The organism is Aerococcus sp. 1KP-2016, assembly GCF_002252085.1.
Taxonomy (GTDB): Bacteria; Bacillota; Bacilli; order Lactobacillales; family Aerococcaceae; genus Aerococcus.
Genome location: NZ_NEEY01000013.1, coordinates 11,521 through 38,251, shown reverse-complemented (window position 1 = coordinate 38,251; position 26,731 = coordinate 11,521). Strand labels below are relative to the sequence as shown.

Sequence of the window (26,731 nt, the reverse complement as noted above, 5' to 3'; positions counted from 1 at the left end):
TGCGAAAAAAGTAGCCCCACTTTCGTTTATTTTTATAAAGATATAGAAAAATACACGCCCACTACTGAACAAAAAAGTTCATAGTTTTGGGCGTGTATTTTTTTGAGAGACCTTTTGTCCCAGCCTCTTTACTTTTAACCCGTTAAAATTTTTCAAAGCAAAAGCTATTTTAATGATACATGTAGCTAGCAGATTTGCGAGTGTATAGTTGAACGTCCGTCAGCCACCGTAGTGTTCAGTTTTTATATAGTGGCGTGACTTATTGAAGGGAAATAAGTCACAAAATTGGCAGGGGTGTGACTTATAAAAGCAAATAAGTCACGAGATCCCTCAGTGTGACCTATCCAGCAGAATAAATCATAAATATAGCGCATGTGAGACTTATCTAAACAAATAAGTCACTTAGTGTTCGCCAGTGTGACTTATCCAGATATATAAGTCACAACATGTAAACCCCAAAAGTATCGTACGCGATTACTAGCCATGTTTTTTTGAGTTGAAATAAAATCACTGTAAAAAACGCTTTTGGTTGAAGTATATATTTGGTTGGTATATCACCATTAGTAAGTAACGTACTTTTAGAAACTAAGGAAAAAGAAGTGAGGGATTGGATGTTAAGTAAAGAAGAATTGCCATTTTGCCCCGTTGCAACAACCGTTGATTTGATTGGGAATAAGTGGAAATTATTAATTATGCGCGAATTATTAAAAGGTACAAAACGTTTTAATGAGTTGCATAAAGCGATAGATGGTATTAGCCAAAAAGTCTTAACAGAAAATCTACGTAAGATGGAGCAAGATGGCATTATCATTCGTAAGGCGTATCCTGTTGTGCCACCAAAAGTAGAATATTCTTTGAGTGAATTAGGCGATTCATTACGTCCAATCATTGATGCAATGAGTGATTGGGGTACCAACTATATTCAAGAAAATTTGATGGAAGCCTAAGTCTATATAATAAATAAATAAATAAATAAATGAATGAATGAAACAAAAAGATCCAGTAGCACACTAAGACGCTACTGGATCTTTTTCGTATCAATAAGTTTGTATAAATTAACGAGTGTATGTTGCAACAGATTTCATATATTTAGAACCAAATCCATCTAAGATGGCACGTACGGGTTCATTTGGATTTCCGTATACAGTACATGCTGTAACTGTACCTAAAGCCATAAATGCCTCAGCAAAGTTCTCGCTGAAATTATTTAAATGGATCAAAGTAGCGTCGTTGCTTTCAAAATGTTCTAGTGTTTGTAAGGTATTACCATTAATTGCCCAGTGGTAATTTAATGTGCCAGCTTCGTTTGATGTTGCTGCAACCATTACTTCAGCTAAATCACGTTCAGCTTGTTCTTGGCCTTCAGCTAGCGCTACTTCTACGATATATAAAATACTGTTTGACCTATTTTCCTCCATAGCTGTGTACTGAAACATCAGCTTTGTTTATTTTAAATTTTGTTACTTACTTATTGCAACGACTCGAAGTAGTCTTTTGCAACTTTAACGTAGTCTTCACCATCGATATCTACTTTAGCGTTCAACTCAATTACTTTTTCAGTAGTTAAGTCTTTGTTGATATTGTTGATTGTTTCGGCGATTTCTGGGTTAGCGTCTAAGACTTCTTGACGAACTACGGGCATAACGTTGTATGGAGGCCAGAAGTTTTTGTCGTCTTCTAATGTTACAAATTCTTCTTTGTTAGATAATTGACCTTCAGTTGTGTAAGCTGGTGTTGCATCAGCTTCATCGTTTAACAATACTTGGTATTTCAAGCTATTGTCATAAACAGTTGAAGATTTGAAGTTAAATGGACCGTAAGCTTCTGTTAAACCAGGAAGACCATCTTCACGTTGGTCAAACTCACCTTGAGAGGCAAAACGAATTTGATCAGCTTTTTCTTGTAAGTCACTAATTGTTGTAATACCTAATTCTTCAGATACACTCGTTTTGATTGCAAGACCAGCTGAGTCGTTTGCAGGTGCGTAATCAAGGGTAGTTAATTCGCCACCTTCTTCATAAGCAGCACGTACAGTTTCAGCAACTTTATCTGGGTCAGTTTCTAATGGTAATTCAAAAATTGTTAATAAGGCTGTACCAGTATATTCTGGGTACAAGTCAATTTCACCATTTTCGATTGATTCGGGGATAACTGAACTTGCGATGTTTGGTACGCGTTCTACAGTTAATCCTTGATCCTCTAAAGCTACTGCATAGATTTCACTGATGATTAAACTTTCTGTAAAATCTTTAGAGCCGATTTTGATTGGTTCGCTTGAAGCACCCGATGAACAACCAGCTAATACTAAAGCAACAATTGCTGCGAAAATAGTTAGTAAATTCCTTTTCTTCATGATAAAAAAACCTCCTCTTTCTGAACTTATTGTATATGTTTCCTATATAGAAAGAAAGTAAATACTTTTTTATAAGTCACTTACCTTTTGGTAACTATCTAATAAAAAGGTGCCTACTATTTATTTGGGCATATTCTCCATATAATATAGGATAAGGAGAGGTGTTTGCTCATGGATTCTTTAGAGATATTTTTTTCAATGGTAAATCATCCCATAAAAATTGCAATTATAAAACATATGAACGAAAATAATAATATACCGATTTCAATGAATGCATTATGCATTATTTTTGGACAAGGAAAAGATGCGCTAAACAGAGCCAGCTTAACCACTAAAGTCTGGGAGATGTATAATGACCGTTTGTTGCAGAAAGTACGAACGGAACACGGTACTTTGTTTGAATTAACGGCGAGAGCATTAGAATTGAACAAGATTATAACGAACCTGGATTATTGGTCCGCAGCACATGAACTTTTTGGAGGGATTTAGTTTGATTGAGGATATTATCTTATATTTTAATGAAAATGGGGGTCAGTATGTCGAATACTTGATTCAACATTTACGGCTAAGTTTGATTGCTTTAGCATTTGCAATTTTAATTGGGGTTCCCCTAGGTTATATCAGCTATAAGCATGAAAAATTGGCTGAATTTTTTACGACAACGTCTCAATTACTTAGGATAATTCCTAGTTTAGCGATTTTGTTTATCTTAATTCCTTTGATTGGGGTGGGTGAATTACCTGCCTTAATTGCCTTAGTATTCCTTGGGGTACCACCTATTTTAGTGAATACTATTCTTGGGTTTAAAGAAATCCCAGCGGTTACCAAAGAGGTTGCCAGTGGTTTGGGGATGAACGAGAAGCAGTTAATGAAACGAATTGAGTTCCCCTTAGCCATGCCTTTTATTTTGAATGGCATTAAGCTATCTTTAGTTGAAATTATTGCCAGTGCAACCTTGGCAACCTACATTGGAGCGGGTGGTCTTGGCACCTTGATTTTTACAGGTCTTGGTTTATACCGTATGGATCTTTTAGTCATTGGTGGCGGAACCGTTACGATTTTATCCTTATTGAGTATGTTTATCCTAGATTGTGCTATTAGAAAGGTGTCTGAAAACAGTGTCGAATTCAGTTATTAAATTTAAAAATGTTGCGAAGAAATATGGGTCGAAAACCATCCTTGAGGACCTTAATTTTGATGTTGAGGCCGGTGAGTTTATCACGATTCTAGGTTCTTCAGGTTCGGGTAAAACAACAAGCCTTAAAATGATCAATCGTTTGGTTGAACCAGATGCGGGCAGTATTGAAGTAAACGGGCAAGATATTCATGCGATTGATTTGACCGAATTGCGCCGTCACATTGGTTATGTAGTTCAACAAATCGGCCTTTTCCCGCATATGACCATCGAAAAGAATATTGCTACTGTACCTGAACTACTGGAATGGAACAAGGATGATATTTTAGACCGGGTGAAAGAATTGATGGACATGGTCAAGTTACCTTATGAGGAGTATGGCCAACGGTACCCAAGACAATTATCTGGTGGACAACAACAACGTGTTGGGGTTGCCCGTGCTTTGGCTGCTAATCCGCAAATTATGTTACTTGATGAACCATTTGGTGCTGTAGATGCGATTACGCGTAAAGAATTGCAAAAACAAATCAAAGCGATTCACCAAGAGCTAGCCGGTAAAACCTTCCTATTTGTCACACATGATATTAACGAAGCCTTTTACTTAGGTGACAAGGTGATGATCATGGATGGCGGTAAAATTAGTCAATATGATACGCCAGAAAATATCGTAAGAGCACCGAAAACACCATTTGTACAAGAGTTGTTGGATACGGTATATGAAGAAGGAGCCTTGTGGGGGGCGTTACGATGATAGAATATTGGAATTATTACCATAGCAGGTTAATTAATGCGACGTTAGATCATTTGCAATTGGTGAGCATTTCCTTAGTCTTAGCTTTAGTCCTAGCAATGGTCATTATTTATACGTGTATTAATAAGGATAAGTGGTTGGATGGCTTAATTTATTTCTTCTCGGCTTTATATTCTGTGCCAAGTTATGCCTTTTTTGCCTTATTAATTCCATTAACTGGCTTGGGTACAACGTCTGCGGTAATTGTCCTAACCTTATACAGTGAGTATGTCTTATTGCGGACCTTTACGACAGGGTTACGCCAAATTGATCCATTAATTATCGAATCAGCGAGAGCGATGGGGATGACAGATAAGCAAGTATTCTTAAAAATCCAATTACCTTTGGCAACGAAGTCAATCTTTTCGGGGATTCGCCTAGCTATGACGTCTATTATTGGGATTGCAACGATTGCATCAACCATTAATGCAGGTGGATTAGGTACGATATTATTCGATGGTCTGCGTACCCAAAGCATTGAAACCATGCTGTGGGGTGCTGGCTTGACCATGCTGTTATGTGTCTTCGTCAACTGGATATTACAGTTAGTAGAAAACTTTGCCGTTAGAAAATTAGAGTTGGAGGGGTAAGATGAAAGCAGCAGTTGTATATGAAGCTGGGGGCCCAGACAAATTAGTAGTGACCGAGGTTGCTAAACCAGCCGTTAAAGACGGTTGGTCTTTGGTCAAGGTAACATGGGTACTGCAATCGGTGGATTGTTTGAAGAAGCTGGTAACCGAGTAACTTACATTGGTTCACAAGATGACAAGAAAGAATTAGGCGACATCGTCGTTTTAGCAGTAATGTACCCAGTTGTTGACTCAATCTTAGAAAAATGCGAAGGAGAATTTGCTGGTAAAGTAATCGTTGATATTACAAACCCAGTTAACTTCGAAACTTTCGATGGTTTAGTTGTACCTGCAGATTCTTCAGCAGCACAAGTAATCCAAGACAAAGTAGCAGATGCTAAAGTTATCAAAGCTTTCAATACTACTTTCGGTGGCACTTTATCAACTAAAAAAGTTGCTGACACTGTTCCTACTACAGTTTTAGTAGCAGGTGATGCTGATGCAAAAGCAACTTTCACAGCTGCATTTGATTGTTCTGGCGTTGGTGTTATCGATGCTGGTGAATTGAAACGTGCACGTGAATTAGAAGCGTTTGGTCTCTTACAAATCACTCTAGCAGCAGCTGAAAAAATCACTTGGGACGGCGGCTTCGGTATTTTAAAATAATTCAATCAACAATATAAGTTGAGTGGCCATGTATCCTGAAAAGGGTATGTGGTCTTTTTTTATGGTATTGCGTTAGGTTTGACTAGGCGACTTTAGAGGGGAATAGTATGTAAGAAAAGACTAGATGACCAACAGCTATAAGGGGAAAACAAATGCTAAATGATTCAAATCGAGTGTCCATCTTGATAGATCCATCACCTAGACGTATTAGCGTGAAATTTAACGGACAAACAATTGCAGATACCAAGGAAGCATTAATTGTTCACGAAAGAGGACGTGTACCTGTATATTATTTTCCCAGTGATGATGTCCGAACAGATTATTTAGTACCTGCAAGCCAAGAAACACAATGTGCGATAAAAGGAACTGCTTCTTACTGGACTGTAGTGGTAGGCGATCAGCTCATCGAAAATGCAGCAATCAGTTATCCAAATCCACCAGCAAATGCCACTCGTATCAAAGATATGATTACCTTTGTTTGGAAGAAATCCGATGCGTGGTATGAAGAAGAGGAAGAGGTCTTTGTCCATGCGCGTGATCCATATTCGCGACTAGATGCCATCCCAAGTACACGTCATATTCAAGTCATAATTGACGGGGAAATCGTTGCGGATCGTCATCGTCCTGTCATACTCTACGAGACAGGGTTAACACCGCGTTATTACTTACCCGTAGAGGATATCAAGATGGACCTACTCGTGCCCTCTGAAACCCACTCGCACTGTCCCTATAAAGGCTATGCAAGTTACTGGGATGTTGATATTAATGGGCAGGTACACAAAGATGTTGTGTGGGGCTATTTAGAAGCCAATCCAGAAGTACATGAAATTCGTCATTTACTAAGTTTCTACAATGAACAAGTGGAAGCTGTCATAATTAACGGCGAAAAATGGAACCTACATTCAAAAGCACGCTTACCCCATACCGATGTTGTGCAAAATTCTCTCAAAGAGGGCACTAAATAATTTAGCTATATCAAATAAAAATCAGGTCAGCGTCATATATGCCAACCTGATTTTTTTATTGTTTAGTTGATTACCTTGTCAGGATCGAAGTCAGTGTTTGTATTCACTTCAGATGCTGCAGGTTTTGTTTGATTGTGGTTTTCTAATAAGGTCATTGCGACTGTGGTCAGGATACCAATCACAGCTGCATCATCAACGAAACCTAGTGGTCCGAAGATATCTGGTAAGACGTCAGCAGGGAAGATGGTATACAAAAGTGCCATACCTGAAATAGCTTTAATGTATGTTGGTGTTTCTTTATTAAACAACGCTTTGATAAACGTGCGAATATTCATTTTGGATGTTTGTTTCATTTTCATCACCCTTCCTCATGTGTATATCTTATAGGCAAAAAGGATTTTGCGTATCCGACTTTAGTAGTATTTATATCGAAAGTTTGTTATTTTTAAAATTTGCTATCAGGATTTGTATTTTTGAAAATAATAGATATTTTATCATAAAATTATCATTTTCCACTTGCAATCATGTTAGAAATAGGTTAAATTAGATTCATATTAGAAAACGAAAGAGGAATCTCATAATGTTCATGCAAACACAAAATAATATGAATATCGTCATTATTATTATTGACTCTAGGACTTAAGAAATTAGCTACTAATTTCATATGTCCTATTTGTGTTTGTAAAAACTGAATGGGACTTAAGCCTCCCATTCGCGTGGGAGGCTTTTTTCGTGTCTATGGACGATTGAGTTTTTCAATCAAGGTTGGTTTGTTGCATTCGGGTTTAATTTGGAGGAAAAAAATGAAATTCAAGAAATTATTATTATCATTAGCGTCAGTAGTTACTTTAGCAGCGTGTGGATCTGTCACATCAACAACTAGCTCATCAGATGCAGCGGAAAGCGATACAATTAATATCGGGGGGAACTTTGCCTTAACAGGTAGTGCCTCTGCCTATGGTTCTTACATTAACGATGGTGCTACATTGGCATTCAATGAAATTAATGCAGCAGGTGGTATCAATGGTAAACAAATTAACTACGTATCGACCGACAATAAATCAAATGTGCAAGAAGCAGCGAATGAAGCAACACGTTTATTAGAAGACGAAAACTTGTCAGTCCTATTATCTTCTGATATCGCAGCATCAACTGAAGCATCGATTCAACCAGCCCAAAATGCGAAAGTACCTATGATTATCCCTTCAGCAACCGTTGATGATTTAACCTTGGATTCATCAGGTAATGTATTTGATTACATCTTCCAAATTGCCTTCCAAATCTCTAACCAAACAAAAGCCTTAGGTGCCTTTGCGGATAATAAAGGATGGACTACAGCTGCAGTATTACAAGATAACTCATCTGACTACGGGCAAAACTTAGCAACTCAATTCGAAGAAGATTTCTCAGGTGAAGTTGTGGCCAAAGAATCATTCATCTCTGGTGACACTGACTTCAACTCAATCCTATCAAACATCAAAGCCCAAGATCCGGATGTATTATTCATCGCTGGTTACTACCCTGAAGGTGGCGCAATCGTGAAACAAGCCCGCGAAATGGGTATTGACGCCGCTATCCTTGGTCCTAATGGTTTAGGTAATGACGAGTTCGTTAAATTAGCCGGTGCAGAAAATGTTACAGACTTCTACTACGCTACAATCTTTGTAACAGGTGAATACGGTACAGATGCAGCTAACGAATTCGCAGAACGCTATGAAGCTGAATTTGGTAAAGAAGCTGACTTATTCTCAGCAGGTGGTTATGACGCAGCAATGATCGCAGCAGATGCAATCGAACGCGCTGGTTCAACAGACCCAGAAGCAATCCGCGATGCATTAGAAACAACAACTGACTTTGCAGGTGTAACAGGTAACATCTCATTTGATGAAGATCACAATCCAGTGATGGATTCATTTGTAGTAGGTTACCAAGATGGTGAAATCTCTTCAGTTGAGCCAGTATCAGCTGAATAATCGTTACGTATCTATTCAATTGGAAAGAGGCTGGGACAAAAGATTAAAATCATAGATTTTTCGTCCTTACAGTGTACATTCCTTGTGAGTCGTGGGACCATTGAAAGCCAAGGTCTTTCAATTTGAAATCGAGCCAAGCTCTCGACTTCACCCTCTTTCACGGCTAAGGAACGACACTTTCAGTCCTTTAACCTGTTCCCATGATATATTTCAATCAAAATTTATAATAATTTTTCCAAAGTAAAAGGCGTACACAACTCTTATAAAGAATGGTGTACGCCTTTTTAGAGGCACTTTGTCCGAGCCTCTTTGATCTATCTTAATTACTTGTGCCTGCAGGTACTTCTTGTAAAATTGCTTCATTAAAGAGACTAGCGGTGCCATCTTCAGCGAGATCATTCTCTATTAATTTGTATGATCCATCACCTTGTTTTGTTAACGTATAGGTGTAATCAAAATCCATATCTGGATTCACCAAGGTCAATTGGTCGCCGTCTAGGGTATACGCCCAAACTAAATCAAATTGGTCCATCATTTGTTGCATGACGGTAGCTTTTAAATCATCTTCATCATACCCTGTATCTACAAGCTTAAGGGTCATGTTAGCGTCATCAAACGTAGCATCGAACATCAAATTCGTATCCGCGTAGGGTGCTGTCACTGTCCAGGACTTGTCCTGCAGTTGTGTTTGTGAAAGGCCGCAAGCAGCTAGGAACACAGTGAAAATTACCGCGATGCATACTTTTTTCAAAAATGTCATGATTTGCCTCCATTGAATAAGTTTCTTGTCCATATTATAACAAATGTGCACGGGATGATTGCATGAAATCTCTGAGCTTCTCCAAAGATTTTAGGGATTCATTGGGATGTTCCGTCCCAATTGACGTATAATAAATAGGGAATATATCATGTGAATGATTGAATTGAGAGGACGTAAATTATGGCAAATGTAAATAAATATTATGTATATGCAGACCGCATTATTCTAGCGGATGAGGTACTTGAGAACGCCTATCTTGAAATTATGGATGGTAAGTTTGGTTATGCATCGATTGAAAAACCGCTGTTAGGGGAAATTATCGACTATACTGCTAAAACGATTGCGCCAGGTTTGGTGGATACGCATATTCATGGTTTCCATGGTGCGGATGTCATGGATAATGACTTTGAATCTGTGAAGACAATGTCCAAGGGTTTGGTTACTACCGGTGTGACTTCATTTTTACCGACTACATTAACCTCAGCCGCTGATTTATTAGAAGAAGTGGCTGCAAAAATTGGGGCACATTATCAAGAAGTAGAAGGTGCTCGCATTTTGGGGATCTTCTTCGAGGGTCCTTGGTTTACTGAAGAACATAAGGGTGCACAAAACCCAGCATATATGGGTGATCCTGATTTAAAACAATTTAAAAAATGGCAAGCTGCATCTAATGGCTTAATTAAGAAAATAGCAATCGCACCAGAACGTGATGGTGCCGCCGAATTTACGCGCATGGTAACAGCATCTGGCGTTCAAGTGGCATTGGGCCATTCGTCAGCAACATATGAAGAAGCTCTTGAGGTTGTCGATGCTGGTGCCTCAACCTTCGTTCATACCTATAATGGCATGTCAGGTTTATTGCACCGTGCTCCAGGTATGGTAGGGGCTGCAATGGCTTCTGATGCATATGCAGAAGTGATTTGTGATGGCCTACATGTTCATCCGGGTGCTGCCAAGGCTTTAATTAAAGCAAAGGGCTGGGAAAAGACAATTTTAATCACCGATTCTATGTCGGCTGGAGGTATGCCAGAGGGTGAATATAAATTGGGTGAATTCCCAGTAATCGTTAAGGATGGCGCGGCTCGATTGATTTCAGGTAATCTAGCGGGGTCAGTGTTAGACTTGATGACAGCTGTGAAGAATGTTGTGAACTGGGGCATTGCGCCTCTAGAGATAGCGGTTCGTATGGCAACACAAGTGCCAGCAGAATCAATTGGTGTGGGTGATCAAGTGGGTACGATCGAAGCGGGGCGTGTAGCTGATTTTATCGTCATTGACGAAAATCTTGATTTACAAACGACATATATGGCCGGACAAGCAGTTTACGAGCGTTAGTTCTATTTTAAAACTTAAATATTAAAATATAATGAGAAAAGTCTTGAGATGTTTATTTTGTCATGTTATCCTTGAAAAAAAGATCAAGGGGTGCAAACGATGACAGTAGAATCAACAGGACAAGCGCTTTTTAAAGCCTATAAAAAGGTTCGTGCAATCTCAGCCGAGGAATATCCGCTGGAAAATACCGACCAAGCATATGCGGTACAGGACGTGGTAGTATCCTTACGTGAAGCAGATGGCGAATTGGTGCAAGGCTACAAGATTGGTTTAGCGGCTCAGGCTTTACAGGCTAAATATGACACTGATCAACCCATATATGGTGTAATGACAAACAAAACAGTGAAAACAAGCATATCACTGTCGGATTATATTGCCCCAGCTCTGGAATTCGAAGTGATCTTTATTGCGGATGAAGATATCAACGGTGATGATGATGTTGAAACAATTATGGCAAAATGTCATGTAGCCCCTGGGTTCGAATTGCCGGATGGTCGTTATCACAACTGGTTTGGTGGCATTCCATTGACTGCTTTTGTGGCCGATGCTGGTGCTGTAGGTGCAGTATGTATAGGTGAACCGGCCAAAGCAAGCTATGCGGATATTGATGGTATATACGGTAAAGTGACCTTTAATGGCGAAGGTTACAAAGAAGGTACGACGGATAAGGTTCTAGGACATCCTGCAAATACCGTGAAGTGGTTAGCGAAAACGTTGGAAGCTCGTGGGCGAAAATTATCAGCAGGCCAATTTGTAGCCTCTGGATCAGTGAACACACCTTCACCGATTGAAGTGGGTGAATATATTGGTAGCTTCGAAGGCATTGGCACGGTTTCACTGAAAGTAACATTGTAGTGTTTTATGAATCAAATAATTGAAAAAGGCATAAAACGACCTCACATGAGGCGTCGTTTTATGCCTTTTTTCTCATTTAATTGTTCGTATTTGTAAAATTCGATGTCATGTTTTATAACGTGTAAACGCTATCATATTTTACCGTGAAATTGTAGCAAGGAATATTGATAATTATTTTTACATTTAGAAAAGGCTATATACCAATAACATGAGATTACTCTAAGAAAATGGTTAAAAATAATGCTTGCACATCTAAAAAATCACCAATATAATCTAATCACAAATAAAAAACCTAACATACATACCACAAAATGTCATTAAACCTAACATGGTGTGTATGGCTAGGATGCCAACTTTATCAGGATAATTTATAGAGGTGAAAGATTATGGAGAATATTAATAGGGATTCAAGTCATCATGTAAACGATTATGAAGCACATACAGACCTAGCGACTATTAACACGTCACCACTACTCGATGGCGCATACCTTGAGTATGAAGATTATGCAGTTACAACTTTTGAACATTTACACAAACACCCGGAATTATCCTTCCAAGAATATAATACGCGTAAGTTTATAGCCCAACAGCTGAGAGACTTCGGTTACACAGATATCGAAACTGAAGTTGGCGGTGGGTCAATTATCGCACGTTATGTTGGTAGCCAACCTGGTCCAACAATTGCTTTTAGAGCAGATATGGATGCTTTACCGATTAATGAAGAAACGGATTTGCCATATAAATCACTCGTAGAAGGCGTTATGCATGCTTGTGGTCACGATGCGCATACAAGTATCTTACTTACCACAGCTAAATATTTCATTGAGTCAGGCGTTGACATCAAAGGAACCATCGTCTTCCTCTTCCAACATGCAGAAGAAGTTAAGCCTGGTGGCGCACGCTCAGTCGTTGCCTCAGGTGCTTTAGATGACGTAGATAAAATATTTGGTCTTCACGTTTCAGGTCATGAACAATATAACGGTCATATTAATTACCGCTATGGTTTAGCAACAGCAAATTCTGATACTTTCTACATCAAAGTACATGGCAAAGGTGGTCATGCTGCAGCACCACATAGAGCGGTGGATGCCACCTTAGTTACAGCCTATATCGTTCAACAACTACAATCTGTTATGAGTCGTCATAAGAACCCAATGGACGCTGGCGTATTAACAATTGGGAATTTCCATGCTGGTTCTGGTGCTGCTAATGTCATCAGTGATTTAGCCCAAATCAATGGGACCATTCGTTCTTATAATCCAGCCTTACGCGCTCGTGCGAAACAAGATTTGATTTCATTAACGGAAGATATCGCTCAAGCCCATGGTGCCGTAGCCGAAGTAGATTTTATTGATGGCTATCCAGCCCTTTACAACCATCCAGCTGAAACACAGACTACGGTTGAAGTCTTTGCTGAAAGATTTGGAAAAGACCATCTGAAAGAAACCCCAGCTAGCATGGGTGGTGAAGATTTTGCTTTCTATGTAGAAAAGATTCCAGGATCCTTCTATTACTTACCTGCTGGAGCATATCCGAAAGGTGAGAATTACCCGCATCATCATCCAAAATTTGAAATCGACCAGCAGGTACTCATGTTAGGTGTTGAAACAACATTAACCTTGATGAGTCATTATTTAGTAGAAAGTGAGGTTGGCGCGTATGTTACAAACGGAAAGAGCCATAAGTGATGCTATAGCAAGCGTTACAGATGAAAAAGTAAGTGCTATTTTAGCAAAATGGTTAGACCATGCAGCAAGTTTAGAAGAAGAAACAATTACCATCAGAAGACATCTTCATCGACATCCAGAATTATCCTTCGAAGAAAAGGCAACGGCTAACTTCGTATACTTAGAACTACTAAGTGCCAAAATATTCGACATCCAACGTAATGTCGGTTCAGGTTATGGTATCGTCGCTAAGATTCACGGTGCTGCTCCTGGACCAACCATTGCCTTACGTGCTGATATGGATGCACTACCTATTGATGAAGAAACTGACTTAGCTTTCAAATCAGAAACGCCCGGTGTCATGCATGCCTGTGGCCACGATATCCATACCGCAGCTTTACTAGGGGTGGCACAAGTTTTACAAGCCAACCGTGCTGATTTTGCTGGAACGGTCATCTTGATTTTCCAACATGCAGAAGAAGTGAAACCGGGTGGAGCCAAATCAATTGTCGAAGCAGGGCATCTAGATGACGCAGACTTAGTCTTCGGTATCCACGTGAATCCTAGCCAAGCAGTCGGTACTGTTGGTTATTCCTTGAAGTATGGTTCAGCAGCTTCAGATACTTTTGTGATTGATATACAAGGTTCTGGTGGACATGCTTCATCACCACATACTACGGTCGATTCAGTAGTTGTGGCAGCCGAAACCATTACCAACTTACAAACCCTCGTTTCACGATTATCCAACCCAATGGATCCAATGGTAGTGACAGTTTCCTCTGTCGATGCTGGTGGCGGTGCAACGAATATAATTGCCGATACTGCCCGTATCGTGGGTACAGTTCGATCATCATCCGCTAAGGGTCGGGAAAAGGTCAAAGTACATTTAATTGAAATTGCGAAAATGACAGCCATTATGAATGGCGCAGAAGCCAGTGTCGATTACCACGACGGCTATCCAGCAATTGTGAATACCAAATCAGTTGTCGAAGCTTCACTAGTAGCAATTGAAGCATCCGGTGTCTTCACTCAAACGATTGAAAGTAACGCTGCAAATGGTGCCATGATGAATGGTGAAGACTTTGCTTACTACTTGCAAAAAGTACCCGGCGCTTATTTCACAGTAGGGGTTGGACCTGACGCAAGTGATGTACCAGTAGCAACGTATCCCTTACACAACAGCCACTTTGTCGCTAATGAAGCGGGCATTTTATCCGCAATGAAATTGTTTCTCGTTGTTCTAAGCAAACATTTAAAGGTGGTGCCACATGATTAAATATATCGGTAAACGGCTTTTGGTAATTATTCCAGTACTTTTTGTAATCTCGATTTTGGCCTTTGTAATGGTACAAATGGCGCCAGGTGATATTGCTGATTTATACCAATCACCTGATTCCACGCCGGAACAAATCGCAATGATTCGAGAAAGTTTAGGTTTGAATGATTCAATCGTAGTGCAATATCTACGTTGGTTAGGGAACTTAGTCACAGGCGATTTAGGTTTTTCATTTAGAACACGTACAAGTGTTGTTGGATTAGTTGGCCAAGCATTGACACCAACAGTTCAATTGATGTTAACAACTTTGGTTGTAGCTTACATCGTAGCGATTCCTTTAGGGATTTATGCAGCAAACCACAAAAACACTTGGATTGACAACTTAATCACTACCTTCTCATTTGCAGGTGTTTCCATTCCAAACTTCTTCTTAGGAATGTTAGTTATTTACTTCTTCTCAGTTGAGTTAGGCTGGTTCCCAATTGGTGGACGTGAAAACTTGTCTGGTGAAATGGACTTCTGGCAAAGTATTTCTTACTATGTATTACCTTCAATTGTATTAGGTACTGCTTACTGTGCCAATATGACCCGATATGTACGTTCAACGATTATTGGGATTAATGAACAAAACTATGTACGTACAGCAGTTGCTAAAGGTTTGACTGATGAAAAAATTATCAATGATCATACCTTGCCAAATGCTTTAGTACCAATCTTAACCGTAATTGGTTCAGATATTCCTCGTCTAATTGGGGGCGCAGTAGTAACGGAACAAGTATTCCGTTGGCCTGGTATTGGTTCATTAATGATGGCTTCTATTAACGCACGTGACTATCCTGTGATTATGGCAATCATCTTGTTCTCAGCATTCGCAGTGCTAGCGTGTAATTTATTGGTTGATGTTTCTTACGCTTATGTGGATCCACGTATCCGTTACGAATAAAAAATGATTTGACACAAGACGAGGCAAGTATTTAGGAGGGGTTATATGGCTGAAGATAATTTATTCAAAGTTGTTTATACGGATTCACAAGACTTTATTGAGCAACATTTAGTGGAGGAAGCAAGTTTAAAAGCAACTTCAGAGAAGAAAGAAGCGGGTTACTGGGCAGTCATTTTCAAACGATTTGCCCGTAACAAAGCTGCGATTTTTGGTTTAGTATGTTTTGCAATTTTATTAGCAGCAACAGCTTTCGCAAATGTAATTGCCCCTTATAATCCGGATGAAATTGTAGGTGATTTCCTACAAGCACCTACAATGGCACATTGGCTGGGCACCGACGAAATCGGTCGTGATGTATTTTCTCGGGTTCTATATGGTGGTCAAGTTTCTATGTTTGTTGGGATTACCTCAGTATTAATTTACGGTGCAATCGGCACAACTTTAGGCCTAATTTCAGGTTTCTTGGGTGGGGTTTGGGATTTCGTGATTATGCGATTAACCGAAGTCATCATGTCATTCCCTTATTTCTTAGTAGTATTAGTGGTCGTAGGTATTCTTGGCCCATCTATCTGGAATGTAACCATCGTAATTGGTTTGTTTGGTTGGGCGCCACTATGTCGCCTGGTTCGGGCTGAAGTAATGAAATTGCGTGAGGCAGATTATATTCAGGCTGCCGTAGCATCAGGTTACTCAACATGGAACATTGCTTTCAAACAAATCGTGCCAAATATTTTATCACTAATCTTAGTAAACATGACTTTTGGTATTTCTACTTCAATTATTACAGAAGCTTCTCTATCTTTCCTTGGTGTAGGTGTTGTACCACCAACTTCATCTTGGGGGAACTTGCTGACAGCAGCGCAATCCTTATCCGTACTAACCATGCAACCATGGCGTTGGGTACCAGTTGGCATTGCCATCTTCTTAGCAGTTCTTTCAATTAACTTCATTGGTGAAGGTTTACGTGGTGCAGTGGAAGGTGAAATCTAACCTAATTAGGGAGAGCGGAGGAAGACTAATGAAAGAAAAACTACTAGCTTTATTGACTGTAGCAACGCTTGCCCTTGCAGGGTGTGGCGCAAGTAATTCTATAGAAACAACAGGCACTGCCAATGCGCAAGAAGTATCTAAAACAGATACGACCCTTGATATTGGGACTACAAATACGATTTCAGGATTTAATGTATTCAATACAACCGACGTTGCGGGACAATGGATTCAACGTTTTATGTACCCTTCAATGTTAGATCAACCTGAAGCAGGTGTTTTTGAACCAAATATTGCGACTATGACGACTGAAGACAATCAAACTTATACGATTACAGTGGGCGATGATGTTACTTGGTCAGATGGCGTACCATTCACTGCTGATGATATAGCTTATAACTTTAGTATTATTGCCAATCCAGATATCGAAACTTCATCTGGTTCATTAATCAAAGCGATTCAAGGTTTGGATGGATCAGGGAAATTAGAAGAAGGTGCGGAAACTATCTCTGGTGTGAAAGTAATCGATGACAAAACATTGACGATTACCTTGAAAACGCCAATGGATCCGGCATACGTTTATGAAAATATTGGTTTCAAATTGATGTTAGCACCGAAACATGTCGTTGAAAAAGAAGACATCTATAACTTGGGTTCTTCTGCATTTGCGACTTCACCAACGGTTGCTGCAGGACCATATAAATTTGTTGAATATGCAAGTGGTTCTTATGTAAAACTTGTAGCTAATGAAACATACCACAAAGGTCAACCAAAAATCCCTAATGTAATTGTTCATATCATGGATTCTACAGGGATGGTAATTGCCTTACAAGCAGCCGAGTTAGACATGACTGCTGGTGGTGGTATTGCTTTAATTCCAATTTCAGATGTGAAATTCTTACAAGAAAACGAAGATATTCATGTGGAGTCAAATTATGGTACATCTGTTCAGTTTATGAACATTAATAATGAAAAATTTGACAATGCAACATTCAGACGCGCCTTAGTGATGGCAATTAATCGAGATCGTATGGCAGATGGTTTGCTACAAGGTGAAGGAGAAGTAATACCTACAACGTATACCTCTGTTAGTCCTTATAAAGATCCAGATTTAGCACCGGTTGCTTATGATCCCGAAGAAGCCAAAAAATTACTTGAGGAATCAGGTTTTGATACTAGTCAAACAATCAAATTGGCCGTACCAACTGGTAACGTTACGCGTATGAATGCTGCTAACTTAATTGAACAAGACTTAGAAGCAATCGGTTTAGATATCGTTCAAACTTCAGCTGACTTTACGACGCATGCAGCAAATGTAGCAGCTGGTGATTATGATCTTGCAATGATGGGACAAGCCTTAAATGTTGACCCTGACCAATCATCATATTGGGCATCGACAGGTTCAAATACCTTAAATATTGATGATCCAACTTTAGATGAATTGATTACCAAAGGTTCTACCTTAACAAGCTTTGAAGATCGTTATGTTGTATACCAAGAAATTCAACAACGATTCCAAGAACAAGCTTACTTAGTGCCACTTTACTCAGATTATCAATTTATTATTGAAAGCAAACAATTAGATGGCGGTATTACACCATTCTGGTTTGGTTCATTAACAGATGCACAAGACTGGACATTAAACAATGCCTACTAACCCGCCTAAGGGAAACGGAAAGGATTTGACGACAATGAAATTGATCAAAGAAAAAAACATTTTAGAAGTCAACCACTTGAAAATCTCATTTAAAACCTTAGAGGGTAATGTCCAAGCAATTCGCGACGTGTCTTTCTCCTTGAAAAAAGGAGAAACACTTGCCATTGTTGGGGAATCTGGTTCAGGGAAATCAGTATCTACAAAAGCAATTACAGGTTTATTACCACAACGTCTTACTAATATTGAAGACGGTGAAATTCTTTTTAATGGCAAAGATTTATTGAAAGCCAGCAATAAGGAACTAACTAAGGTTCGAGGCTCAGAAATAGCCATGATTTTCCAAGATCCAATGACTTCATTGAATCCAGTTATGACGGTTGGCATGCAAATTGCGGAAGCAATTATGGCCCATACACGTTTGGACAAGAAGACTGCCATGGCTCGTGCTATTAAATTGATGGAAAAAGTAGAAATTAAAGATGCAGCGAAAAAAGCCTATCATTATCCACACCAATTTTCAGGTGGTATGCGTCAACGGATCATGATTGCTATGGCACTTGCATGTAAACCTAAGATTCTAATTGCCGATGAGCCAACAACTGCACTGGATGTATCCGTTCAGGCGCGTATTATTGAATTGATTAATGAACTAAAAGATGAATTTGAAACCTCTGTAATTTTTATCACTCATGATTTAGGGGTTGTAGCCAACGTTGCGGATCGTGTAGCAGTCATGTATGCTGGTCGTGTCGTTGAAACAGGGACTACAAATGAAGTTTTCTACCATCCACAACATCCATATACTTGGGGATTATTAGAAGCAACACCAACTTTATCAACAGATGATGATCAATTGTATACTATCCCTGGTAACCCACCAAACATGTCTAATTTGAAACCTGGCGATCCGTTTGCACCAAGAAATCCTTTTGCATTAGGGATTGATTTTGTAACCGAACCACCAATGTTTAGAGTGACAGAAACCCATTCAGCTGCAACGTGGTTATTAGATGATCGTTCGCCAAAAATTACGCCACCATTAGACATTCAAGCACGTTATGTTGTCTATGATCGTTTGATGGGTCGTGATAAGGGGGCGTCAACAGCGGACTACGGTGAGGTGGCTATCGCAGCCTTTGAATCCGCTGACGAATTTGGACCGAAAACATTTGATGATTCCGTAGCTGCAGTTGAATATCTAGAAGTATAGAAGGGGGTTTTGTTATGACTGAAAACATTGTAAAAGTCGAACGCGTTCAAAAAATTTATAAGCAAAACCGTAATGAACAAGTGGTTGCCGTTAATGACGTTTCTTTTACCATCAAAAAGGGTGAAACTTTTGGCTTAGTTGGTGAATCTGGTTCAGGTAAATCAACTACTGGTAAATTATTGATGGGCTTAGAAGACATTACTGAAGGTAAAATCACCTTCATGGGTCAAGACGTTGCCTCAATTAAAGGTCGTAAGGACTTACTTGCCTTCCGTAAGAATATTCAAATGATTTTTCAAGATCCGTATGCTTCACTAAATCCACGTATGACCGTAAAAGAGATTATCGGCGGGCCAATGCGTATTCATGGTATGGTGAAAAGCCAAGCTGAGCAAGACGCAGCCGTATATGACTTAATGGAACAAGTTGGCTTAGATCCAGCGTACGCTAACCGCTATGCACGTGAGTTTTCTGGGGGTCAATGTCAACGGGTAGGTATTGCCCGTGCGCTAGCATTACAACCACAATTAATTATTGCAGATGAAGCAATTTCAGCTTTAGATGTGTCTATCCAAGCCCAAATCGTAAACTTATTGCGTGAATTGAAGAAGACAAATGATTTAACGTACTTATTCATCACGCATGATTTATCAATGGTGAAATACATTTCAGACCGTATTGGAGTGATGAGTCAAGGTCGATTGGTTGAATTAGCACCTTCTGATGAAATCTACAACAACCCTTTACATGACTATACAAAATCATTGCTATCAGCTATTCCAACAGCTGATCCAGAATCAGAACGTGTACGTCGTCGTATCCATTTTGATGGTTTAAACTATACAGAAGCAGAATTTGCAGAATGTAGTTTAGTGGAAATCGCACCTGATCATTTTGTGTATTGTCATCCAAGTGAAGTCGCAGATTATGAAAGAAAAGCAGATGCAGTCTTCAGTTTAGTATAATTTAAAACAGCTCATTTTTACCTCCGCCCCCATTAGGTGACGGAGTTTTTTTGTTTGAAATATTAGGATGATTTGACTTTTTTGCAAGAAGACAATGCATAGAAATGCCTAAAAATAAGGGTTGGATGGGTATGATTTAGGCGGGATTAAAGTTGGATCGAAATATAAATACAATTATTATTTATTTAGTGGGATGGCAAAAATTGCACAATAATTGAGAGATATTCTTGAAATGGGGATGAAATTTCGCGAAGAATCAAGTTTTCTATCTCACAAAGAAAATTGGCGTTTCACCATAAAATAACGCTTTCTGCAATAAAATGTTGCACTTGCTAAAACATGTGAAAAACTTCACTACCTTTTATAAATAAAGGTTATAAACGTTTTCTTTTATTCGTATAATGACCATATTGAAAGTTCGAATGTTGCGAATTATTTTTTTAGCTAAAAATTGAAATCGTTTACATAAGTTGCGCGTTCGAATTTCTTGCTTTCGCGAAGCAATATTGTTGGTGATGTATGATCTCTTTCAATAGATGGGGGAAAGAAAATGGCACAAAATGTAAATGCACCAATTGAGCAATACCATAATGCAAAACAATGGGAAATTGCTTTATTCTCACTGAACAACTCTGCTTCAAATCTATACTTATTTGCTTTCGGTTTCTTAACTTATTACGCTACCGGTGTTGTAGGTTTTGCCACACTAACTGTTGCGTCTTTATTAGGTGCATCACGACTTTTCGATGGTTTGATTGACCCTATGATTGGGGTAATCATGGACCACGTTGATACTAAATGGGGCCGCTTCCGTCCAATTATGCTCATCGCAAATATTGGTTTGGCTTTATCATTTGCATTACTATTCTCAACCCACTTATTTGATGGAGGGATGAAATTTGCGATTTACTTTATCGCATTGATCTTCCATAAAATTGTGTATTCTTTCCAACAAACAGTAACGAAGGCAGCACAACCCGTTCTAACAAATAACCCTAAACAACGTCCTTTATTCTCAACTTATGATACAATTTTTTCTTCAATTGGGATTTTCTCAATTGGTCAAATGATTGTTGCTAACTGGTTAGCACCGCGTCATGGTGGTGAATTCAACGCAGCATTCTTCGGAGAATTTATTACAGGACTTGTAATCCTTTCATTTGTATTAACAATCTTAGCTATGATTGGTATTGCGCGTAAGGTCAACAAAGAATACTTTGGCTTGGGTGAAAATTCAGTTGAAACGAAATCAGTTAAAGATTACTGGTCAGTTGTTAAAGGAAACCGTCCTTTACAAATTCTAGCTTTAACATCAGCTTTAGTAAAATTCTTGTCTACAGCTATCGGTGACCAAGTCTTCTTAGTCTTAATCTTTGGTATCGTGTTGGGTAACTACGGGATTTCTGGCACATTAGGTTTAATTCAAATTATTCCTAACTTGTTATTAGTTGCAGCTTTCTCAATACTTGCTTCTCGTACTTCATTAAAAAATGCATATATGGCTTCATTAGCATTGTTAATTTTATCTGTAGCAACGATGGGTGCTGATATTTCAGACTATGAAACAGCTAAATCAGGTCGTTTCGTTTCTGATTTGATCGGTACAGTATTCTCATTAACTGACTCAATTTCAACATCATTAGCGCCAATCATGATTGGATGGTTGATGATTGGAATTGGCTTTAAAGATGCTTACCCTGGACCAGACGAACCATTATCAGATGGATTATTCTCAGCAGCTACTACATTATTGGTAATATTGCCAATTGTCATTTCTATCATTGCTATGTTCTTAATGACGCGCTACCCATTAAATAAAGAAAAAATGGCAGAAATTCAATTAAAAATTGCAGAACGTAAAAACGCATAAGAAATTTTTCCACCTCAATGAAATTTTTCAACATGCAATAGCCAACGTTCTATAATTTATAAGTAGCCTTTTCGTGCGCTAAACACGAAAGGTTATTTTTTATTAAAATTTACCGATATTTTCCTTGACAATTATTGCGGTACATTCTAATATAAATTTAATCAAATATTCATAAATGAAAATTAAAGACAAAGAGATAGGGTATTCAATTCGAGAGAGTCTGTGGTTGCTGCGAACAGATATTAGCCCCTATGAAGACACAGCTTTATACATTGACGATCAGTCCGGTGGTGCCGATATCGCCAGAGTTGCACTATAGGTGCAGACTCAATGAGGTTGCAAGTGTGAACTTGTAACAAATTAAGGTGGGAACACGTTCAGACGTCCTTAGTCCAGTCATGGATTAAGGGCGTTTTTTTTATTAATTATTAGAAAACGGGATTTATAAAGGAGGAACAACATGGCCACTTCCAATGTGCTGCAACGTATAAGTTTAGCCAAAGAATATCTAGAAACAGTTTCGGCTGCTGGTTTTCAACTGATAGACCTCAACATGGTGGAACCTTTCAATACGGAAAATAAAGCTGATTATCCGCAAAATATTGTCTTTGAAAAAGATGATCAAATTTATGCCATCCGTTCAGACTGGACTCGGTCTATCTTGAACTACAAGAAAGCCTATCACTTAGACCAAGATAACTTTGGCTACTACGGACCCATGATTCGTAACCATGAATCGTCCTATCAGGCGGGCGTTGAATTGGTACATCCGAGTTCAGCACAAATGGCAGCAACCATTGAATTGCACTTAGATTTTGTGGAGCGCATGAGTGAAAGACCTTTTAACATCGTCGTTGTCAACAATGAAGATCTCTTGGATATGTATATTGAAAAATTTGCTTTTAGCCAAGAAATCAAGGCCTATGTTGTTGAAAAGAATCTATCAGCATTGGCCAATGTCTTAGGGCGAGATCATTATTTCTACAAATTAATGACTTTACCGGTGTCACAACAATATGAACTTGTTAACCAAGATTTTGGTGATAGCAAAGCGATGGAAGTTGTCCATCTACTACAAAAACGCTTAGTCAATCGACCTACGAAAATAATCTTAGATTTATCGTTTCGGTCTCCCCAAGCTTATTATAATGGCTTTTATTTCCAAGCATTTTTAGAAAATAATGCGAAACCCGTCTTCTCGGGTGGCCAATATGCATCCGGTTGGTTCGGTATCGGTTTAAATTTATCAAAAGGAGGATTTCTATGATTACGATTGCCTTAGCAAAAGGTCGCGTCTACAAGGCTTTTAATGCCTTCTTGGCAGATAAAGACTTAGCAGGATATGCCGATGCCTTACAAGAAGGGGGCCGCGACTTGTTTCGCGTAGTGGGTAACGTTAAATTTATCTTCGCAAAGGGTAAGGACGTGCCAACTTATGTTGAACAAGGTGTAGCCGATCTGGGCGTTGTCGGTTCAGATACAATTACGGAAAGAACCTATAACGTCTTAAATGTTTCGGAATTACCCTTTGGTCAGTGTCGGCTAGCGATTGCGGGACCAAGTGCTCTGGATGAATCAGACATCAAAATAGTCGCCACGTCTTTTCCTAATTTGACCCGTCAATACTTCAATCAAAACAAGCAAGATGTTGACATCGTCTTCTTAAATGGTTCGGTTGAATTAGCCCCAATTCTTGGTTTGTCAGATGCGATTGTAGATATTGTGCAGACAGGAACAACACTTAAGGAGAATGATTTACGCGAGTACAAAACGATTTTACCGGTTCAGGCCAGGCTGATTGCCAATAAACAATCATTCTACATTAAAGAAGAAGGTATTTATCAATTCATGCAAGAGATAGGAGTGGTGTAAGTGGACGTTGCAAGTTTTCGTGCAATTATCAAAGAACAAAAAGCTGCGGGCTTAGATGTAGAGCGCATGCTCGCAGTACAAAATATCATCAATGATGTCCGCAATCAAGGGGATACAGCCTTGGTCGATTACACCAATCGCTTCGACGGACAAACGGCTACAAATGCGGCGGCATTCAACGTATCTCCTGAGCGCTTGAAAGCTTCTTGGGACGCACTAAGTCCAGCACTGCAAAAGAGTCTGCAAACAACCAAGGCGCGTATTGAAGCCTATGAACAAGCGCTCCTCTATCAGGACATGATTGGCGAGGAAATCTCCTATGTCTATCATCCACTAGAAGTGGCAGGTTTCTATATACCAGGGGGGCAAGCTTTGTATCCGTCAACCGTTTTGATGACGATTGTGCCAGCTATAGTCGCGGGCGTAACTAATTTTGTGGTGACGACACCCGTATTTGCTGAAACGTCCATTACCTTCGCAGCCCTATATCTATGTGGCGTGACCGACAACGTCTTTGCAATCGGTGGTGCCCAAGCCATCGCAGCAATGGCTTACGGGACTGAGACCATTCCTCAAGTCGACATGATTTGTGGCCCTGGTAATGCCTATGTAGCAATGGCCAAACGATTAGTCAACGGAGATGTTGCCATCGATGCGATTGCCGGTCCAAGCGAAATTCTTCTATACGTTGACGACTCAATTCCTGTAGACGCTATCGTATACGACATCTTTGCCCAAGCCGAACATGACCAAGCTGCCAAAACCTATTTATTATGCGAGACCCAAAGCTTCGCTGATAAAATTACAGCCCGCATCAAAGAACTGTTACCACTACAAAGCAGATACGAAATTATTGAACAATCCATTACCGACAACCACTACAGTATCGTGGATACAAGAAGCAATTTGCTTGCTATCCTCAACCAAATTGCCCCTGAACATGTATCGATCCAACACCGCGACCAGGATGCCATTGTTGATCAAGTCCAATATGCTGGCGCCGTGTTTAAAGGCTATTATGCCATGGAAGCAATCGGCGACTATGTAGCAGGACCGTCTCATGTATTACCAACAGGCGGCACTGCAAGGTTTAGTCAGGGCCTAACAGCCAATGATTTTAGAACGGCCAACGCGGTCATAAACATCAAGAAAGCCACTTACGATCAAATCGCTACTGCGGGTGAATTACTTGCTGAAGCAGAGGGTTTATTCGCCCACCAAGCATCCATTGCCATTCGAAAGGCGGAATCACCATATGACCAAAAATGATTATTTAAGCCAAATCACAAGTGTAGTAAATGACACGCAATTTATCATGAACCGTAACACTTCGCCTATCAGACCTTTATCCGATCAAGCCATCATTGAAGTGGTCTTGGACACACCCTACAATCAATACCCTGAAGACCAAGAAGCCAAATTCAAAGAAGCTTATGCTGACTATAATGGCTTTGATGCAGCAAATGTGGCTGTGGCGAATGGGTCGGACGAATGGATTCAAAAACTCATCATTCAATTTGGTAAGGGTGGTGTACTTGCGGATGCACCAGATTTCTTCATGTATGAAGACTATTCAAAGCAACTAGGCTATGCGTTTCATTCAATTGCAGCAAACGAAAATTATGCATTTTCAGCGTCAGCGATTATTCATGGCCTTGACCAATATAAGCCGTCTATCTTATTCATTTCTAATCCACATAACCCAACAGGTCAACAATTTTCCAGTTTATTCTTGCAAAATATCGCAGATGCCTGCCAAGCCAGAGACATTATATTTGTGATTGACGAAGCCTATGTGGAATTTGCGGATACCTATGATCGTCCTAAGAATAGCAATGTTGTGTATATTCGGACCCTATCTAAGATATACGGTATTGCCGGCTTGAGGGTTGGTATTGCCTTGGCTGAAGGGGCTGTTTATGACAAGTTAGTTGAAATTAATCACCCCTATCCGATGAATAGTTTATCCCTTAATCTAGCCAGCAAGTTGTTTGAAGATAGGGCTAAATTAGATGACTGGATTGACTATCAAAAAGATTTACAAATCCAATTAGCGAAGGCTTTTCATCAAGTGGCTGACCTTATCGATATTGTGCCTTCGAAGACCAACTTTGTCTTTATGTATGGTGATAATGTAGATGCTTTCGTTACATTTCTAACAGGCAGGGGTTATATTGGCCGAACTTATGAAACAGACGGAATCGTCACAGCCGCACGGTTCTCAATTATCGATAAGAAAGATTATCCGCAATTAACAGCGACAATCAAAGAATGGAGGGATCAATTTAACAATGAAAGAACGGCAAACGAAAGAAACCAGTATTAAACTGGCTTTAAGTCAAAAAGATGAGACACCAGAGGCAGCGCCAACAACCATCAATACAGGTGTTGGCTTTCTAGACCACATGTTAACCTTGTTTGCTTTCCATGCAGGTTTAAATCTCTATGTTGAGGCCAAGGGTGATACGTGGGTGGACGACCACCATACAACAGAGGATATCGGTATTTTATTGGGTGAGGCTATCCGAGATTTATATACGAGCCTACCATCGTATGAACGTTATGGCTTTTATTTCCTACCCATGGATGAAACCCTGAGCAGGGTAGTTCTTGATCTATCTGGACGTCCAGTATGCAGTTTCAACGCTGCCTTCTCCAAAGAAAAGGTAGGTACTTTTGATACCGAGTTGGTGGCAGAATTCTTCTATGCGGTGGCTATGAATAGCCGGATGACCTTACATATTGATTTGCTAAAAAACGGCAATACACACCATGAAATCGAAGGCATATTTAAAGGTTTTGCCCGGGCGTTGGCGATTGCCATGGCACCAACTGAAGGTGGGGTACCATCGACAAAAGGCCTGATTCAATAGGTGTTATGCA

General features: G+C 39.6%; 28 protein-coding genes. 24 read left to right on the top strand and 4 right to left on the bottom strand.

Annotation, left to right across the window (positions count from 1 at the left end):
- The first annotated feature begins 611 nt into the window (after nucleotides 1-611).
- A complete protein-coding gene (locus tag B9P78_RS04200; RefSeq protein ID WP_094518282.1) occupies nucleotides 612-947 on the top strand; it encodes a helix-turn-helix domain-containing protein in 336 nt (111 codons plus the stop codon).
- 108 nt (nucleotides 948-1,055) lie between these two features.
- Here the strand turns inward: B9P78_RS04200 and B9P78_RS04195 are convergent, their stop codons facing one another.
- Both B9P78_RS04195 and B9P78_RS04190 read right to left on the bottom strand, forming a co-directional pair.
- Nucleotides 1,056-1,436: a putative quinol monooxygenase gene (locus B9P78_RS04195; protein WP_148138574.1), complete on the bottom strand. Its 381-nt coding sequence runs from the start codon at nucleotides 1,434-1,436 to the stop codon at nucleotides 1,056-1,058.
- Nucleotides 1,437-1,468: 32 nt separating this feature from the next.
- Nucleotides 1,469-2,353 carry a glycine betaine ABC transporter substrate-binding protein gene (locus tag B9P78_RS04190; protein WP_094518280.1) on the bottom strand — a complete coding sequence of 295 codons (885 nt, stop codon included), beginning with the start codon at nucleotides 2,351-2,353 and terminating at the stop codon, nucleotides 1,469-1,471.
- A gap of 171 nt (nucleotides 2,354-2,524) precedes the next feature.
- On the opposite strand from B9P78_RS04190, the gene B9P78_RS04185 reads away from it, so the two are divergent.
- The 7 genes from B9P78_RS04185 (at nucleotide 2,525) to B9P78_RS04160 (ending at nucleotide 6,478) form a co-directional block, all read left to right on the top strand.
- Complete coding sequence (locus B9P78_RS04185) at nucleotides 2,525-2,842, top strand: hypothetical protein (RefSeq protein ID WP_094518279.1); 318 nt, start codon at nucleotides 2,525-2,527, stop codon at nucleotides 2,840-2,842.
- 1 nt (nucleotide 2,843) lies between these two features.
- Nucleotides 2,844-3,491 (top strand): ABC transporter permease, encoded by a 648-nt coding sequence (locus B9P78_RS04180; protein ID WP_094518278.1) that lies wholly within the window; start codon nucleotides 2,844-2,846, stop codon nucleotides 3,489-3,491.
- Entirely contained in the window at nucleotides 3,472-4,239 is a 768-nt protein-coding gene (locus tag B9P78_RS04175) for an ABC transporter ATP-binding protein (RefSeq protein WP_094518277.1), read from the top strand. The genes B9P78_RS04180 and B9P78_RS04175 overlap by 20 nt, the downstream gene beginning before the upstream one ends.
- Complete coding sequence (locus B9P78_RS04170; RefSeq protein ID WP_094518276.1) at nucleotides 4,236-4,868, top strand: ABC transporter permease; 633 nt, start codon at nucleotides 4,236-4,238, stop codon at nucleotides 4,866-4,868. Before B9P78_RS04175 ends, B9P78_RS04170 begins: the two co-directional genes overlap by 4 nt.
- 1 nt (nucleotide 4,869) lies before the next feature.
- Nucleotides 4,870-5,022, top strand: coding sequence for a hypothetical protein (locus tag B9P78_RS09785; RefSeq protein ID WP_158520572.1), 153 nt, complete (start codon nucleotides 4,870-4,872; stop codon nucleotides 5,020-5,022).
- A complete protein-coding gene (locus tag B9P78_RS04165; protein ID WP_094518275.1) occupies nucleotides 4,974-5,513 on the top strand; it encodes an NADPH-dependent F420 reductase in 540 nt (179 codons plus the stop codon). The genes B9P78_RS09785 and B9P78_RS04165 overlap by 49 nt, the downstream gene beginning before the upstream one ends.
- Before the next feature lie 152 nt (nucleotides 5,514-5,665).
- Nucleotides 5,666-6,478, top strand: a complete 813-nt coding sequence (locus B9P78_RS04160; protein ID WP_094518274.1) for a DUF427 domain-containing protein — start codon at nucleotides 5,666-5,668, stop codon at nucleotides 6,476-6,478.
- A gap of 62 nt (nucleotides 6,479-6,540) precedes the next feature.
- On the opposite strand, the gene B9P78_RS04155 is transcribed toward B9P78_RS04160, so the two are convergent.
- A complete protein-coding gene (locus B9P78_RS04155) occupies nucleotides 6,541-6,837 on the bottom strand; it encodes a YkvA family protein (RefSeq protein WP_233487702.1) in 297 nt (98 codons plus the stop codon).
- Nucleotides 6,838-7,281: 444 nt separating this feature from the next.
- On the opposite strand from B9P78_RS04155, the gene B9P78_RS04150 reads away from it, so the two are divergent.
- Nucleotides 7,282-8,451 (top strand): ABC transporter substrate-binding protein, encoded by a 1,170-nt coding sequence (locus B9P78_RS04150; RefSeq protein ID WP_094518273.1) that lies wholly within the window; start codon nucleotides 7,282-7,284, stop codon nucleotides 8,449-8,451.
- Between the two features lie 319 nt (nucleotides 8,452-8,770).
- Here the strand turns inward: B9P78_RS04150 and B9P78_RS04145 are convergent, their stop codons facing one another.
- The gene (locus B9P78_RS04145) at nucleotides 8,771-9,211 is read right to left on the bottom strand and encodes a hypothetical protein (protein WP_094518272.1); all 441 of its coding nucleotides are present in this window, start codon (nucleotides 9,209-9,211) and stop codon (nucleotides 8,771-8,773) included.
- A 180-nt stretch (nucleotides 9,212-9,391) separates the two neighbouring features.
- Between B9P78_RS04145 and nagA the strand changes: the two genes are divergently transcribed.
- The 15 genes from nagA (at nucleotide 9,392) to B9P78_RS04070 (ending at nucleotide 26,721) form a co-directional block, all read left to right on the top strand.
- The gene (gene nagA / locus B9P78_RS04140; protein ID WP_094518271.1) at nucleotides 9,392-10,546 is read left to right on the top strand and encodes an N-acetylglucosamine-6-phosphate deacetylase; all 1,155 of its coding nucleotides are present in this window, start codon (nucleotides 9,392-9,394) and stop codon (nucleotides 10,544-10,546) included.
- 99 nt (nucleotides 10,547-10,645) lie between these two features.
- Nucleotides 10,646-11,401 (top strand): 2-keto-4-pentenoate hydratase, encoded by a 756-nt coding sequence (locus B9P78_RS04135; RefSeq protein ID WP_094518270.1) that lies wholly within the window; start codon nucleotides 10,646-10,648, stop codon nucleotides 11,399-11,401.
- A 386-nt stretch (nucleotides 11,402-11,787) separates the two neighbouring features.
- On the top strand, nucleotides 11,788-13,089 hold the full coding sequence (locus tag B9P78_RS04130; RefSeq protein WP_094518269.1) for a M20 family metallopeptidase: 1,302 nt from the start codon (nucleotides 11,788-11,790) through the stop codon (nucleotides 13,087-13,089).
- Nucleotides 13,061-14,344, top strand: coding sequence for a M20 family metallopeptidase (locus tag B9P78_RS04125; RefSeq protein WP_094518268.1), 1,284 nt, complete (start codon nucleotides 13,061-13,063; stop codon nucleotides 14,342-14,344). The genes B9P78_RS04130 and B9P78_RS04125 overlap by 29 nt, the downstream gene beginning before the upstream one ends.
- Complete coding sequence (locus B9P78_RS04120) at nucleotides 14,337-15,287, top strand: ABC transporter permease (protein WP_094518267.1); 951 nt, start codon at nucleotides 14,337-14,339, stop codon at nucleotides 15,285-15,287. Before B9P78_RS04125 ends, B9P78_RS04120 begins: the two co-directional genes overlap by 8 nt.
- A 45-nt stretch (nucleotides 15,288-15,332) precedes the next feature.
- Entirely contained in the window at nucleotides 15,333-16,277 is a 945-nt protein-coding gene (locus B9P78_RS04115) for an ABC transporter permease (RefSeq protein ID WP_094518266.1), read from the top strand.
- Between the two features lie 28 nt (nucleotides 16,278-16,305).
- The gene (locus B9P78_RS04110) at nucleotides 16,306-17,931 is read left to right on the top strand and encodes an ABC transporter substrate-binding protein (protein ID WP_094518265.1); all 1,626 of its coding nucleotides are present in this window, start codon (nucleotides 16,306-16,308) and stop codon (nucleotides 17,929-17,931) included.
- A gap of 34 nt (nucleotides 17,932-17,965) precedes the next feature.
- Nucleotides 17,966-19,141 carry an ABC transporter ATP-binding protein gene (locus B9P78_RS04105; protein WP_094518264.1) on the top strand — a complete coding sequence of 392 codons (1,176 nt, stop codon included), beginning with the start codon at nucleotides 17,966-17,968 and terminating at the stop codon, nucleotides 19,139-19,141.
- A gap of 14 nt (nucleotides 19,142-19,155) precedes the next feature.
- A complete protein-coding gene (locus B9P78_RS04100) occupies nucleotides 19,156-20,106 on the top strand; it encodes an ABC transporter ATP-binding protein (protein ID WP_094518263.1) in 951 nt (316 codons plus the stop codon).
- Between the two features lie 550 nt (nucleotides 20,107-20,656).
- On the top strand, nucleotides 20,657-21,976 hold the full coding sequence (locus B9P78_RS04095) for an MFS transporter (protein ID WP_094518262.1): 1,320 nt from the start codon (nucleotides 20,657-20,659) through the stop codon (nucleotides 21,974-21,976).
- Nucleotides 21,977-22,436: 460 nt separating this feature from the next.
- Nucleotides 22,437-23,243 (top strand): ATP phosphoribosyltransferase regulatory subunit, encoded by an 807-nt coding sequence (locus B9P78_RS04090; protein WP_094518261.1) that lies wholly within the window; start codon nucleotides 22,437-22,439, stop codon nucleotides 23,241-23,243.
- Entirely contained in the window at nucleotides 23,240-23,848 is a 609-nt protein-coding gene (gene hisG / locus B9P78_RS04085; protein ID WP_094518260.1) for an ATP phosphoribosyltransferase, read from the top strand. The genes B9P78_RS04090 and hisG overlap by 4 nt, the downstream gene beginning before the upstream one ends.
- Nucleotides 23,849-25,117, top strand: a complete 1,269-nt coding sequence (hisD, locus tag B9P78_RS04080) for a histidinol dehydrogenase (protein ID WP_233487701.1) — start codon at nucleotides 23,849-23,851, stop codon at nucleotides 25,115-25,117. It begins immediately after the preceding gene.
- Nucleotides 25,104-26,174 carry a histidinol-phosphate transaminase gene (locus B9P78_RS04075; protein WP_094518259.1) on the top strand — a complete coding sequence of 357 codons (1,071 nt, stop codon included), beginning with the start codon at nucleotides 25,104-25,106 and terminating at the stop codon, nucleotides 26,172-26,174. The genes hisD and B9P78_RS04075 overlap by 14 nt, the downstream gene beginning before the upstream one ends.
- A complete protein-coding gene (locus B9P78_RS04070; RefSeq protein ID WP_094518258.1) occupies nucleotides 26,140-26,721 on the top strand; it encodes an imidazoleglycerol-phosphate dehydratase in 582 nt (193 codons plus the stop codon). Before B9P78_RS04075 ends, B9P78_RS04070 begins: the two co-directional genes overlap by 35 nt.
- Nucleotides 26,722-26,731: the final 10 nt, after the last annotated feature.